Annotated in this window: 13 protein-coding genes and 1 pseudogene; 12 read left to right on the forward strand and 2 right to left on the reverse strand. The window is 44.7% G+C overall.

What is annotated here, in order from left to right; all coding sequences use genetic code 11:
- Positions 1-103: 103 nt before the first annotated feature.
- Positions 104-937, forward strand: coding sequence for a MurR/RpiR family transcriptional regulator (locus Xhom_RS21265; RefSeq protein ID WP_069318345.1), 834 nt, complete (start codon positions 104-106; stop codon positions 935-937).
- A 149-nt stretch (positions 938-1,086) separates the two neighbouring features.
- On the opposite strand, the pseudogene Xhom_RS49790 reads toward Xhom_RS21265, so the two are convergent.
- A pseudogene (locus Xhom_RS49790) lies at positions 1,087-1,260 on the reverse strand (hypothetical protein); the annotation flags it as partial.
- An 837-nt stretch (positions 1,261-2,097) separates the two neighbouring features.
- On the reverse strand, positions 2,098-2,547 hold the full coding sequence (gene hpaR, locus Xhom_RS21270) for a homoprotocatechuate degradation operon regulator HpaR (RefSeq protein ID WP_069318344.1): 450 nt from the start codon (positions 2,545-2,547) through the stop codon (positions 2,098-2,100).
- A 386-nt stretch (positions 2,548-2,933) separates the two neighbouring features.
- Here hpaR and Xhom_RS21275 point away from each other — a divergent pair, with 386 nt between their 5' ends.
- The 11 genes from Xhom_RS21275 (at position 2,934) to hpaB (ending at position 14,820) form a co-directional block, all read left to right on the forward strand.
- Positions 2,934-3,566: a fumarylacetoacetate hydrolase family protein gene (locus tag Xhom_RS21275; RefSeq protein WP_069318343.1), complete on the forward strand. Its 633-nt coding sequence runs from the start codon at positions 2,934-2,936 to the stop codon at positions 3,564-3,566.
- Positions 3,563-4,327: a fumarylacetoacetate hydrolase family protein gene (locus tag Xhom_RS21280; protein WP_069318342.1), complete on the forward strand. Its 765-nt coding sequence runs from the start codon at positions 3,563-3,565 to the stop codon at positions 4,325-4,327. Before Xhom_RS21275 ends, Xhom_RS21280 begins: the two co-directional genes overlap by 4 nt.
- A complete protein-coding gene (gene hpaE, locus Xhom_RS21285; RefSeq protein ID WP_069318341.1) occupies positions 4,324-5,790 on the forward strand; it encodes a 5-carboxymethyl-2-hydroxymuconate semialdehyde dehydrogenase in 1,467 nt (488 codons plus the stop codon). The genes Xhom_RS21280 and hpaE overlap by 4 nt, the downstream gene beginning before the upstream one ends.
- 8 nt (positions 5,791-5,798) lie before the next feature.
- Positions 5,799-6,665, forward strand: a complete 867-nt coding sequence (hpaD, locus tag Xhom_RS21290) for a 3,4-dihydroxyphenylacetate 2,3-dioxygenase (protein WP_069318340.1) — start codon at positions 5,799-5,801, stop codon at positions 6,663-6,665.
- Between the two features lie 25 nt (positions 6,666-6,690).
- Positions 6,691-7,080, forward strand: a complete 390-nt coding sequence (locus Xhom_RS21295; RefSeq protein WP_069318339.1) for a 5-carboxymethyl-2-hydroxymuconate Delta-isomerase — start codon at positions 6,691-6,693, stop codon at positions 7,078-7,080.
- A 63-nt stretch (positions 7,081-7,143) separates the two neighbouring features.
- A complete protein-coding gene (locus Xhom_RS21300; protein ID WP_069318338.1) occupies positions 7,144-8,616 on the forward strand; it encodes an NAD-dependent succinate-semialdehyde dehydrogenase in 1,473 nt (490 codons plus the stop codon).
- 6 nt (positions 8,617-8,622) lie between these two features.
- Positions 8,623-9,426, forward strand: coding sequence for a 2-oxo-hept-4-ene-1,7-dioate hydratase (gene hpaH / locus Xhom_RS21305; RefSeq protein WP_069318337.1), 804 nt, complete (start codon positions 8,623-8,625; stop codon positions 9,424-9,426).
- A gap of 66 nt (positions 9,427-9,492) precedes the next feature.
- On the forward strand, positions 9,493-10,296 hold the full coding sequence (hpaI, locus tag Xhom_RS21310; protein ID WP_069318336.1) for a 4-hydroxy-2-oxoheptanedioate aldolase: 804 nt from the start codon (positions 9,493-9,495) through the stop codon (positions 10,294-10,296).
- Positions 10,297-10,466: 170 nt separating this feature from the next.
- A complete protein-coding gene (gene hpaX, locus Xhom_RS21315) occupies positions 10,467-11,849 on the forward strand; it encodes a 4-hydroxyphenylacetate permease (protein WP_069318335.1) in 1,383 nt (460 codons plus the stop codon).
- Positions 11,833-12,747, forward strand: coding sequence for a 4-hydroxyphenylacetate catabolism regulatory protein HpaA (gene hpaA, locus Xhom_RS21320; protein WP_069318334.1), 915 nt, complete (start codon positions 11,833-11,835; stop codon positions 12,745-12,747). Before hpaX ends, hpaA begins: the two co-directional genes overlap by 17 nt.
- Before the next feature lie 510 nt (positions 12,748-13,257).
- Complete coding sequence (gene hpaB, locus Xhom_RS21325; protein ID WP_069318333.1) at positions 13,258-14,820, forward strand: 4-hydroxyphenylacetate 3-monooxygenase, oxygenase component; 1,563 nt, start codon at positions 13,258-13,260, stop codon at positions 14,818-14,820.
- Positions 14,821-14,838: the final 18 nt, after the last annotated feature.

Consider the following 14,838-nt stretch of genomic DNA (forward strand, 5'->3'; position numbering starts at 1 on the left):
TTAATGTGATCAAAACGCTATTTTTATGCAATAGCGTGATTACTCAGTGGCAACTAGAAAGACGAAGGGTATATATTTCATTACAATTTTTTATGGGGGCATTATGTCTGCTGCGTCTAACCTGAACGAACTTCAAGAACAAATACGCTCACGTTATGGTGACTTAAGTAAACGGTTGCAGCAAGTTGCAAGGTATGTGCTGGATAATACGAACAGTGTCGCATTTGATACTGTTGCCGTTATCGCAAAAGAGGCTGATGTTCCACCTTCCACGTTGATCCGCTTTGCCAATGCTTTCAATTTCAGTGGATTTAATGAAATGAAACAACTCTTCCGTATGAATCTGGTGGAAGAAACGGCCAATTATACCGATCGGGCGCGGCTGTTCAAAGAGTTGGATGGTGACCATCAATTACCGGAAGATCCGCAACACATTTTACAGGAGTTCGCCCATTCCAATGCTCAGGCCATGCAACAACTCGCAGCCCGCACTCCCGCGGAGGATTTAAATAAGGCAGTAAATTTACTGGCGAATGCGCACAATATTTACATTATCGGGCTGCGTCGTTCTTTTAGTGTCGCATCATACTTTGCTTATGCCCTGAGCCATCTGGAATGTCGTCCTCTGCTGGTGGATGGTTTAGGTGGTATGTTCCGCGAGCAAATAAGTATGATTGGCCCGAAAGATGTTGTGGTATCCATCAGTTTCACTCCGTATGCTGAAGAGACAGTCATGGTGAGCGAAAAATCAGCACAGGCAGGCGCGAAACAAATTGTCATTACCGATAGCCAAATCAGCCCACTAGCCAGTTTCAGTGACGTTTGTTTTGTAGTGAAAGAAGCACAGGTAGATGCGTTCCGCTCTCAATCCGCAACGTTGTGTCTGACGCAATCATTAGCCGTAGCATTGGCTTATCGGCAGGGAAATACCAAGTAATTGTTTATTTTTAATCAGTAATAATTTGTTTAAAATATAACAATTCGCTCAGAATCAAAAATAATTGCTTTTGAGCGAATCTCTTCCATCAGAATACTTTCTACGATTTAAATTAAAAAATATCGATATGGTGCTATGGCATCACTAATTTATCCCCCAGCTCTGAACCTGCTGCTGCAACTGTCATAATTTATGGTAAAAACCCTACTGTTATGCGTCCCTTCTTCAACAATACTGCCCTGATCCATCACCACAATTTTATCTGCATATTGGATGGAGGATAATTTATGTGCAATGACCAACATGGTTTTGTGCCGGATTAATATTGCAGATAAATCGGAGCATCACTTGGGTGATATAGAAAACTATATTCTTCTACTGTCAGAAAACAGGGCATAGCTTTTGCGCTTCACAAAATAAGTGACTATTATTTAAATAGACAGCTACTTTAAATTTACTCTTTTATGTTTTAAATTGAAGATAATAGAATTGAAATTTAAAATTTATTTATTGAATATAAGTGTATTATTGAAATTTAATATTCATATTAACGCTAAAGTTAACGCCTTTTCCAGTACGGGCATACCATCATCCATTTAATGGCATGGATAACATATTTTTGATTGAGAGCATTTTTGACTCACAATTTCCCTGCATAATCATTTGCTTCATACCCTACATCAAGATCCAGAAAATGAATTAAATGGAATAGAGATTAAAACGACTAAACTTACAATACCTCGGTTAAATATCATCATAATGATATTTTTATTATCTAAAGCAGTAGATTGAAAAAATGATTATCATTCTCAATAGGTATTAGTTTTCTTGTAGGTAATATCCAATAGATTTGGAGCTGAAACAAATAGTAAAGAATTTTTTATGATATTTGTAATACTTAAATTTTCCTACTAACAATAGCTTTTCATTTAGATTTTTATAAAAGAAAAATTTGTAATAAAAATAGAAAAACCGCCGCAATATACTGCATCAATATCTTTATGCAATTCATTACGGCGGTCTTTATACAACTAATGATAAATTACTTAATTAATACATTAATAAAGTATATATCCTTCATCTTTCAAATTACCTCTTTGTTGGCTACATTATTTCCTTATTGCCTCGATGTAATTCAAAATATGGCGGGTTTATTCAACTTACATTTCGCTTTCTTCATCCAAATCGGCTTGAGAATGATTCCCGATAGCAATAAATTCATCCAGCAACCTTAAAAGTTGAGTTAACTTTTCTGGAGAAAAGGCTTCTTCAATCGCCTTATACCCCTCATCAATCAGCCCTTTGGCCTGCTCATAGAGTTCTTGGCCTGCCGGTGTCAAAGACACATACAGCTTACGCTGATCATTCATAGGCTTCAGACGGAAAATAAGCCCATCACGCTCCATGCGCGTTAGAATGCCCGTTAGACTTGGGCGCAGGATGCAGGTGAGGCAAGCCAGATCATGAAAATCAATCGAACGGCTACTCGCAAGTACTCGAATAATACGCCATTGTTGCTCAGTTAAATTATAGCTCTTCAGAATAGGCCGAAAAAAACCCATCGCGGTTTCGCGCGCTTGAAGTAATGCAATTGTCAAGGATTCATGCATAAGTAAAGGGGACTCTTTAGTTAATAGTTAACCATTCTCTATAAATTTTAACGCGTACGTTATTTATTATAGATAACATAAACAACAAAAAGACTAACACGCTCATAATCATCCACAAAGAAAAAATATTTCAACATTAACAAATAAATAAAATTATTCCGCCATGAAAAGTTAATATAAAGTTAAACTTAAAGCCAAATGACCTCACTTAAAAATATAACAATCTGATATTTATGTAGTAAAAATAACCTCTGGCAGCCTCATGTTACATAGATCACAATTAAACTTAACAATTACGTTAACATATTGAAGATTTGCACCATATGATTTATTAATATATTAATAAACACCCAGCGATATGTCATTCAGGTTTCAAGGAGTTGTCAATGAAAGGCACTGTCTTTGCCGTTGCTCTCAACCATACTAGCCAAGTCAAACTCTGGCATGAAAAGTTTCACGAATCACCTTATAAAACACCACCTAAAACTCCAATTTGGTTTATCAAACCCCGCAATACCGTGGTGGGTTCAGGTGATGTGATCCCTTATCCTCTCGGGGAAACAGTACAAAGTGGCGCAACTCTGGCACTTGTGATAGGAAAAACCGCACGCAAAGTTTCTGCTCAAGATGCGGTTCACTACATTGCAGGCTACGCATTAGCCAATGAAATCAGCCTGCCAGAAACATCATTTTACCGCCCCGCCATTAAAGAAAAATGCCGGGATGGCTTTTGTCCGATAGGCCAAATGGTCAAGGCCAGTTCTGTGGAATCACTCGATATCGTCACTGAACTCAACGGTCAAGAAGTGGACCGCTGGTCAACCAACGATCTTATCCTTTCAGCATCAAAGCTACTGGCTGCATTAAGTGAATTTGCCACATTAAAAGCAGGCGATGCCATTCTGCTGGGAACCCCTCACCGGCGCGTGACTCTCCACCCTACCGATCACGTCACCATCAAGGCTGAAGGCTTTCCGGATTTGGAGAACACGGTTGAACTGACAGAAGGTCATCTATGAAACATGCCAAAATTCGCTATCTGGACCAAGATTTGGATGTCACGGTTGATGAGCAAGAAAATATCCTTCTGCCTGATGGCAGTACCGTAAGCAGTGACGCTATGGTATGGCTTCCACCTGCCAACGGAACCTTGTTTGCATTGGGGCTGAATTATGCTGATCATGCAACAGAGCTGGAGTTTAAGCCACCAGAAGAGCCTCTGGTATTCATCAAAGCTGCCAATAGCTTAACGGGCCACCGTCAAGTTTCCATCCGCCCTGATAATGCGGAATACATGCATTATGAAGCTGAATTAGTTGTGGTGATTGGTAAACCCGCCCACAAAATTTCCCAAGAAAATGCAATGGATTATGTTGCTGGCTATACCATTTGTAACGATTACGCAGTCCGTGATTATTTAGAGAATTACTATCGCCCCAACTTGCGTGTAAAAAGCCGCGATACGCTTACCCCGATTGGGCCGTGGATCATGGATAAAAATCACATCACCGATCCCCATAACTTGACTCTAAGAACATGGGTGAATGGTGAGTTGCGTCAGCAAGGTACAACCGCCGATTTGATCTTCAACATTCCTTTCCTGATCACCTATCTCAGCGATTTCATGACATTACAACCGGGTGACATGATTGCCACGGGAACGCCCAAAGGGCTATCTAATGTTGTTGTGGGGGACGAAGTCATTGTCGAAGTCGAAGGGATTGGGCGTCTGGTGAATCACATTATCAGCCAGCAAGAATATGAGGAGCGTTTGTCATGACCACGATTAATCATTGGATCAACGGCAAGAACGTTGGCAGTAAAAATTACTTCGAAACGATTAACCCCGCAACGGGTGACGTGCTGGCTGAAGTGGCTTCCGGCGGGCAGGAAGAGATTGATCAAGCTGTTGCTGCCGCTAAAGACGCTTTTCCAAAATGGGCAAATACTCCCATGAAAGAACGTGCTCGTCTGATGTGCCGTTTGGGAGAGTTGATCGACCAGAATGTTCCTGATATTTCAGCGATGGAAACCAAGGATACCGGCCTCCCCATTCACCAGACACAAAATGTACTGATCCCACGCGCATCACAAAACTTCAATTTCTTTGCTGAAATTTGCCAGCAAATGAACGGGCGCACTTATCCCGTCGATGACAAGATGCTCAACTATACACTGATCCAGCCTGTCGGGGTTTGTGCGTTGATCTCTCCGTGGAATGTGCCTTTTATGACAGCAACGTGGAAAGTTGCACCTTGTCTCGCACTGGGCAATACAGCTGTTTTGAAGATGTCCGAACTTTCCCCACTGACAGCCAACCGTCTGGGAGAATTGGCACTGGAAGCGGGTATTCCCTCTGGGGTGCTGAATGTGGTACAGGGCTACGGTAACACGGCGGGGGATGCGCTGGTAAGACATCATGATGTCCGCGCCATCTCTTTCACGGGGGGAACAGCGACAGGTCGCCTGATCATGCAAAATGCCGGCCTAAAAAAATATTCTATGGAGCTGGGCGGAAAATCCCCTGTCCTGATTTTTGAAGATGCAGATATTGAACGCGCCTTGGATGCTGCTCTTTTCACTATTTTCTCCCTTAATGGCGAACGCTGCACAGCAGGTTCCCGTATTTTCATTCAAGAAAGTATCTATCCCGAATTCGTCAAACGCTTTGCCGAACGCGCTAACCGGTTGCGGGTCGGCGATCCCCAAGATCCCAATACTCAAGTGGGTAGTTTGATCAGTCAACAACACTGGGAAAAAGTCTCCAATTATATCCGTCTGGGGATTGAGGAAGGGGCAACATTGCTGGCGGGAGGCCCAAATAAACCAGCCGATTTGCCTGCTCATGTGAAAAATGGTCACTTCCTGCGTCCTACCGTGATGGCCGATGTCGATAACCATATGCGTGTGGCACAAGAAGAAATTTTCGGCCCCGTTGCTTGTCTGTTGCCGTTCAAAACCGAAGAAAACGGGCTGCGTATGGCCAATGATGTGGAATATGGTCTGGCCTCCTATATCTGGACACAAGATGTCAGCAAAGTTTTGCGCCTGGCACGCGGTATTGAAGCCGGCATGGTATTCGTTAACTCCCAGAATGTTCGCGATCTTCGCCAGCCATTCGGTGGCGTAAAAGCCTCTGGTGTAGGACGTGAAGGCGGGGAATACAGTTTTGACGTATTTGCCGAAGTGAAAAACGTCTGTATCTCAATGGGAGATCACCCTATTCCTCGTTGGGGTGTCTAGGAGAATTTATGGGAAAGTTAGCGTTAGCAGCGAAAATTACACACGTCCCCTCTATGTACCTGTCCGAATTACCGGGCAAGCATCACGGTTGCCGACAAAGCGCTATTGATGGACACAAAGAAATCAGTCGTCGTTGCCGTGAAATGGGCGTCGATACGATCATTGTGTTCGATACCCATTGGCTGGTTAACAGTGCCTATCATATTAACTGTACGGACCATTTCTCCGGCATCTATACCAGTAATGAATTGCCGCATTTTATCCGCGATATGACCTACGAATACGACGGTAATCCTGAACTTGGCCGGATGATTGCAGAAGAAGCTCGCCAGATGAGTGTTCGGGCACAATCACACGAGATCCAAAGCCTGAAACTGGAATATGGCACACTGGTGCCAATGCGCTATATGAATAGCGACCGCCATTTCAAGGTGATTTCAATTTCTGCTTTTTGCACTGTCCACGCGTTTGAAGACAGCCGCAAACTGGGAGAGGCGATTTTACGGGCGATTGAGAAATACGATGGCACAGTTGCAGTGTTGGCAAGTGGTTCGCTATCCCACAGTTTTATTGAGGATCAACGCGCTGAAGGGGGGATGAACAGTTATACCCGTGAGTTTGATGAACAGATGGATCGCCGTGTCGTGCAGCTTTGGAAAGAAGGCCAATTTAAGGAATTTTGCAAGATGCTGCCTGAATATGCGCAATATTGCCGTGGTGAAGGCAATATGCACGATACCGTGATGCTGCTTGGCCTGCTCGGCTGGGACAAATATGACGGTAAAGTGGAGTTTCTGACGGAGCTGTTCGCCAGCTCAGGAACAGGGCAAGTTAACGCGGTTTTCCCATTACCAGACCATGCTGTTTACAAATGAATCCCGTACCTGACAGGAAAAAACCATGCCACACTTTTATACTGAATGTACCGAAAATATCCGTGAATCCGCCAAGTTGCCGGAATTATTTGCCAAAGTGAATCAGGCGCTGGCCGATACGGGCATTTTCCCTCTGGGCGGTATCCGCAGCCGTGCCATTTGGTTAGATACGTGGCAAATGGCTGATGGTCAACAAGATTACGCGTTTGTCCATATGACATTGAAAATCGGTGCCGGGCGTAGCCTCGAAGATAGACAAAAAGTCGGAGAAATGTTGTTTGCTTTAATTAAGGCACATTTTACCGATTTGATGGCTCAGCGTTATCTGGGGCTTTCCTTCACCATGGAAGAGCTCGATCCTACGCTGAATTACAAATCCAATAACGTGCATGACCTGTTTAAGACAAAAGAATAACGACTATAGATGGCATAATTAGGCACATTGCAGTTCACCTTTTTGTTAAGTAAAGAGGAAATCATGACAAATCATCTGGATACATCACTACTGCGCCAACAGGCTTATATCAATGGTCAGTGGGTTGATGCAAAAAATAAGGCGACTTTTGCAGTCACTAATCCCGCCAACGGTGAAATAATTGTCAATGTCAGTGATGTCGGCGCCGAAGAGACACAATATGCCATTGAAGCTGCCCACAATGCCCTTCCTGCATGGAAAGCACTGACCTCCAAACAACGCAGCCAAAAACTCAAGCAGTGGTTTCACCTGATTATGGAAAACCAAACTGCTTTAGCTGAAATTATGAGTGCTGAACAAGGCAAATCACACCAAGAAGCAATGGGAGAAATCGCTTATGGTGCTAGCTTTATCGAATGGTTTGCGGAAGAAGCCAAACGTATTTATGGCGAAACCATTCCTTCTCCAATGCCGGGTCGTCGCCTCTCCACTATCAAACAACCGATTGGTGTCGTTGCTGCGATCACACCGTGGAATTTTCCTAATGCGATGATCACCCGTAAAGTTGGTCCTGCTCTGGCTGCGGGTTGTACTGTGGTACTGAAACCTGCGGCTGAAACGCCTCTCTCTGCGCTGGCTCTGGCCGTATTAGCAGAACAAGCGGGCATTCCGGCGGGCGTTTTGAACATCGTAACCGGAGTGGATGCCAAAACGATTGGCAAAGTTCTGACTTCAAGCCCTATCGTACGCAAACTTTCGTTTACGGGGTCGACTCGTATTGGCAAATTATTAATGGCACAAAGCGCGGATACCGTAAAAAAACTCTCCCTCGAATTGGGAGGCAACGCGCCCTTTATCGTGTTTGATGATGCTGACCTTGATGCCGCCGTGGAAGGAGCTATGAGCGCTAAGTTCCGTAATAGCGGGCAAACTTGTGTTTGTGCCAACCGTATTCTGGTACAGGAAGGTATTTATGACGCTTTCGCGGAACGTCTGGTACACGCGGTTAAACAACTTAAAGTCGGGCCTGCCAGTGACAGGGCATCACAACAAGGGCCACTGATTAATCAGGCGGCAGTGGAGAAAGTGCAAGCGCATATCAGTGATGCAGTTTCCAACGGTGCTCGTATTCTGGCTGGCGGTAAATCTCATGCACTCGGTGGCCAATTCTTTGAGCCAACGGTATTGGCGGATGTTACTGAATCCATGCTTGTTGCCCACGAAGAAACATTCGGCCCATTGGCGCCGCTGCTCAAATTCCGTGATGAAGAAGAAGCGATTCGTATTGCTAATAACACGGAATTTGGTCTGGCTGCTTATTTCTATTCCCGCGATATTGGCCGGATTTACCGTGTAGCGGAAGCGTTGGAAAGCGGTATGGTAGGCATCAATGAAGGGATAATTTCCAACGAAGTTGTTCCATTTGGTGGTATCAAACAATCGGGGCTGGGGCGCGAAGGTTCACGTTACGGGATCGAAGATTATCTGGAAGTGAAATACCTCTGTTTCGGAGGATTAGAAGCTAAAGGAGCTTAACTCTCTATGCTACAGCAAGACGTCGTATCACAGCTTGCACGCCGTTTACATCAGGCAGAAAAAAATCGTGAGCAAATCCGTCAAATCTCATTGGACTATCCAGAGATAACGATTGAAGATGCTTACGCCATTCAGCGTGAATGGGTAAATTTAAAAATCACGGAAGGTCGGGTTCTCAAGGGACATAAAATCGGCCTGACGTCTAAGGCCATGCAAGCCAGTTCGCAAATCGATGAACCGGATTATGGTGCCCTGTTGGATGATATGTTTTTTCAAGATGGCAGTGACATTTCTTGCGAACGCTTTATCGTGCCGCGTATTGAGGTTGAGCTGGCCTTCGTACTGGCAAAACCGCTGAGTGGCCCAAACTGCACGTTATTTGATGTATATAACGCGACAGATTATGTCATTCCGGCACTGGAGTTGATCGATGCTCGCTGTCATAACATTGATCCCGACACCCAGCGGCCGCGTAAGGTGTTCGATACAATTTCTGATAATGCCGCCAATGGCGGTGTCATTATGGGAGGAAGGCCGATCAGACCGGATGAACTGGATCTGCGTTGGGTCAGTGCTCTGCTCTATCGCAATGGTGTGATTGAAGAGTCCGGCGTAGCGGCTGCGGTTCTCAATCATCCCGCCAATGGTGTGGCGTGGCTTGCCAATAAACTGGCACCACATGGTGTACAACTTGAAGCGGGTCAGATCATTCTGGCAGGTTCTTTCACCCGGCCAGTTCCTGCCCGCAAAGGTGATACCTTTCATGTGGATTATGGTGTCTTAGGCTCTATTAGTTGCCGTTTTGTTTAGAGTCCGCGGTCTTAAAGAAGTCGTCATGTAACAACAGGAAAAATAAGCCGGAAATAAGGTGAAACCATGGATCTGTTAACAAATAGATTTAAACAAGCACTGAAAGCTGGGCATCCACAAATCGGGTTATGGCTTGGTCTATGCAGTGGATACAGCGCAGAAATTTTAGCAGGTACGGGATTTGATTGGCTATTGATTGATGGTGAACATGCCCCCAATGATATCCCCACTATTCTTGCCCAGCTACAGGGCATTGCCCCCTATCCAAGCCAGCCTGTTGTTCGTCCCGCCTGGAATGATCCCGTAATGATCAAACAGTTGTTGGATATTGGTGCCCAAACATTGTTGATCCCGATGGTTCAGAATGCGGAACAAGCACACCAAGCTGTTCGGGCAACGCGCTATCCACCTGCGGGTATTCGTGGCATCGGCAGTTCGCTGGCGAGGGCTTCACGCTGGAACCGTATTCCTGATTATCTGTCCCGTGCTAATGACGAAATATGTGTGTTAGTACAGGTAGAAACACGCGAAGCACTGCAAAATCTGCCAGAAATAGCGGCAGTGGAAGGTGTTGATGGCGTGTTTATCGGCCCCGCCGATCTCAGTGCCGATATGGGACATACAGGCAATCCGCAACATCCTGACGTTAAAGCCGCGATTGAACAGGCCATAGGTCAGATCAAAGCAGCGGGCAAAGCAGCGGGTATTTTAATGACTCATATTGATTCGGCGGAGCACTATCTCAATCTGGGTGCATCGTTTGTTGCCGTAGGTGTTGATACGACTTTGCTCATCACGGCAGCTAACACGTTAGCCGCGCATTTTGGCAAAAATCAGGGGCAAGGCACATCATCCCCCAACGTTTATTAAGCACTCATTACTGACCAAGCACTACGGCCTATTACCCTATATCCGCCCTCTTTCGAGGGCGGATATATAGTGCAAATATTGAACGTGATATCTGCCATTACAGTTGAATTTTCTAATAATGCATTTCCTAATAACGTATCTCCTAATAACTATAAAAAAAGGGAACGACAATGAGCATTTCACCTGACACAAATTCACAATCAGACAATCCGCCCGCCTCCCCCAAAAAACTTACCGTTCAGCAACAAAGTGTCATCAATAAATTATTTCGACGCCTGATTTTATTTCTATTTGTTTTGTTTGTGTTCTCTTTTCTCGACCGCATCAATATTGGTTTTGCTGGTTTGACGATGGGAAAAGATCTCGGCTTAACATCCACAATGTTTGGTCTGGCAGCCACGCTATTTTATGCCACTTACGTGATTTTCGGCATTCCCAGCAATGTGATGCTGGGTATTGTGGGTGCCCGCCGCTGGATTGCCACTATTATGGTGTTGTGGGGCATTGCCTCGACGGCCACCATGTTTGCCACTGGCCCTACGAGCTTATATATCCTGCGTATGCTAGTCGGGATCGCGGAAGCTGGCTTTTTACCGGGTATTTTGGTCTACCTGACTTATTGGTTTCCGGCCTACTATCGCGCTCGTGCTAATGCGCTGTTTATGATCGCCATGCCCGTAACAATGGCCTTTGGCTCACTGATCTCCGGTTATATTCTGGAAATGGACGGCATCTGGAATCTGCATGGCTGGCAATGGCTGTTCTTGCTGGAAGGCTTTCCTTCCGTACTGCTCGGTTTTGTTGTCTGGTTCTATCTGGATGATTCGCCAGAAAAAGCCAAGTGGCTGACTCAAGAAGATAAGCAATGCCTTCAGGAAATGATGGAGAGCGATAAGCTTTCGCAAATACAACCCAATGAGAATACCCGACAACAAACCAGCTTATGGCGCGAGGTATTTACTCCCATTGTGCTGATGTATACCTTCGCTTATTTCTGCCTTACCAATACCCTCAGCGCCATTAATATCTGGACGCCCCAAATTATGCAGAGTTTCAATCAGGGAAGCAGCCATGTTGTCATCGGCATTCTAACTGCTATTCCACAATTCTGTACGATTTTGGGCATGATTTACTGGAGCCGCCGTTCAGATCGTCTGCAAGAACGAAAAATTCACACTACCCTACCTTATTTATTCGCCGCTACAGGCTGGATTTTAACTTCCCTGACCGATAACAGCATGGTGCAACTGCTGGGGATCATTATGGCGTCTACCGGATCGTTTACAGCCATGACCATATTCTGGACAACACCGGATCAATCCATCAGCTTGCGCGCCCGTGCAGTGGGGATCGCCGTGATCAATGCCACGGGAAATGTGGGTTCGGCTGTCAGCCCGTTGCTGATTGGCTGGCTGAAAGACCAAACCGGCAGTTTCAACGCGGGGCTTTATTTCGTCGCTGGATTACTGATCATCGGTGCATTAATGGTATTACTGATCCCGATGAAATATGCAAAACCACAATGGAGTGAAAAAAATGACAGCCGCTCATAATACCAGCAGAGCTATCATTGCCAATATCGACATCAGTAAGAACTATGATGAAACACAGGGTTCGGATGATGTTCACTACCAAACTTTTGGCCGTATGGCTGCTTTCTTTGGCCGTGATATGCAAGCACATCGCCATGATGGTTTTTTCCAACTGCATTATCTGGTCACGGGGCGGATTGAACTACAACTGGATGAGCTACGTTATTCTGTACAGGCACCTTTGTTTATTTTGACTCCACCTTCCGTTCCTCACGCTTTTTTTACACAAGAAGATACCGATGGTTATGTGCTGACAGTACGCCAAGAATTGATTACTCCACTACTCAGTTCGCTCTATCCGACTCATCGTGAACTGGTTGATATTCCTGCCATCTGCCTTTCTGTCGCGGATAAACCCGAAGAACTGGAAACATTCAATCACTATTGGGCATTGATCGGACGCGAATCTGCCAATCAATTTGCCGGACGTGAACAATCGCTGGCATTTTTGGCTCAGTCATTGTTTACTTTTCTTCTGCGCAGCATTCCCCTTGATGACCACCGTTCCGGTGGTGTTAGGGGTGAACTAAAACTATTTCAGCGTTTTAACCAGTTGGTTGATCAACATTACCATCAACATCTTGCCGTACCGAAATATGCTGAACAATTGGGGGTTACGGAATCTCGTTTGAAAGATATGTGTCGGCGGTTTGCCAACCGACCACCAAAAAGATTAATCTTTGATCGGCTGTTACGAGAGGCTAAACGGCTATTGCTGTTTAGTGACAGTCCGGTGTTCGAAATAGCCTATCAGCTTGGGTTTAAAGACCCGGCTTACTTTGCCCGATTTTTTAATCGCTTGGTGGGGTGTTCGCCAAGTGTTTGGCGGGAAAGGAATGGGGTTAGGGAAAATAAATAATCTGTATGCCATTTATAAATAATTAATACTGCACTAACGTAAGCTTTAAGATAAGAAAAATTGCACTTGTTTAATAAAATAGGAGCGTGATTATATCTATATTAACGCTTCATTATCTCATTTTGGTTAAAAAATCCATTTAAGGGGAAATTGATTTTACACTATCGTTATGGAGGTAATACTCCCAGACGTGGTTGCACTATTTTATAACTGATTTATAGCTGAGCCACAGTTTATAGCTGAGTCATAGCTGGAATAGTTGTTTCGTAACCATTTCCTGCCTGCATAGTCAGGCATAAAAACAATTATTATCAAAACACAAAGCCCATCACATTTACGCAATAAATCATCTGCTTTTACCGAAAAGTACCCGCAAACCTTCCGAAAATCTCTTCAAGAGAAACGATTTAATCGCTTCAATCAAACAGTACAAGAAACATAAAATTAACACCTAATCCCCATATGGATAACAAATCAAAATAAGGGGATTTTTCGGAGCATGAGGTAGCCATGAAAATAGAAGATTTGCGTACCGATCATAAACGCCCGTTTACCAGCAAAGAATATTTGAATTCGCTTCAGGATGGCCGTGAAATTTATATCTACGGTGAACGTGTTAAAGATGTCACAACGCATCCGGCTTTTCGTAATGCCGCTGCTTCGGTTGGCCAACTGTATGATGCCCTTCATGCACCAGAAACCCACAATACCCTCTGTTGGGATACCGATACTGGCAATGATGGCTACACACACAAATTTTTCCGTTTTGCTACCAGCGCCGATGATATCCGTCAACAACGTGATGCCATTGCTGAATGGTCGCGCCAAAACTACGGCTGGATGGGGCGCTCACCTGATTATAAAGCTGCATTTTGCTGCACATTGGGCGCTTATCCTGAGTACTATGGACAATTCGCTGACAATGCACGCAGTTGGTATAAACGGATTCAAGAGAGCTGCATCTATTTCAATCATGCGATAGTTAACCCCCCCATTGATCGTCATAAGCCAGCAGATCAGGTCAAAGATGTTTTTATCCAAATTGAAAAAGAAACTGATGCAGGGATTATCGTCAGTGGTGCCAAAGTCGTCGCAACGAATTCGGCACTGACCCACTATAATTTTATCGGTTTTGGCTCTGCACAGGTTATTGGAGATAATCCCGATTTTGCCTTAATGTTTGTAGCTCCAATGGATGCCAATGGCGTTAAATTAATCTCTCGCGCCTCTTATGAACTGGTCGCTGGCGCTACCGGTACGCCTTTCGATTACCCTCTTTCCAGTCGGTTTGATGAAAATGACGCGATATTGGTGATGGATAAGGTGTTAATTCCGTGGGAAAACGTGTTAATTTATCGTGATTTTGATCGCGCCCGAAATTGGGCAGTACAAAGCGGATTTGCCCGACTGTTTCCCATGCAAGCCTGCGTGCGCCTTGCCGTTAAACTGGATTTCATCACGGCACTGCTGCAAAAAAGCCTTGAATGCACAGGTGTAGTAGATTTCCGGGGTGTTCAGGCCGATTTAGGAGAAGTCGTCGCATGGCGCAATCTGTTCTGGTCATTGACAGATGCGATGTGGGCTGAATCCAAGCCGTGGGAAAATGGCGCTTATCTGCCAGATACTCAAGCGATTCAAACTTATCGCGTTATGGCACCTATGGCATACACAAAAATCAAAAATATCATTGAAAGTAATGTCACTAGTGGCTTGATTTATTTGCCATCTAGTGTACGTGATATGAACAACCCTGAGATCAATAAATATCTTGAAAAGTATGTCCGTGGCTCTAATGGTATTGACCATATAGAGAGAATTAAAATTTTGAAATTAATGTGGGATGCCATTGGCAGTGAGTTCGGCGGTCGCCATGAATTATATGAAATCAATTATGCTGGCAGTCAAGACGAAATTCGCCTGCAATGTCTGCGCCATGCCTATGGCTCCGGTAATATGAAGAGAATGACAGAATTGGTGGATCGCTGTCTCTCTGACTATGATCTTAATGGCTGGACTACCCCCCATTTACACAATAACCATGATATTAACTTGTTAGATAAGCTGCTGAAATAAATCAGTAGCAGGAGGCCT

The organism is Xenorhabdus hominickii, assembly GCF_002632725.1.
In the GTDB taxonomy this organism is placed as follows: Bacteria; Pseudomonadota; Gammaproteobacteria; order Enterobacterales; family Enterobacteriaceae; genus Xenorhabdus; species Xenorhabdus hominickii.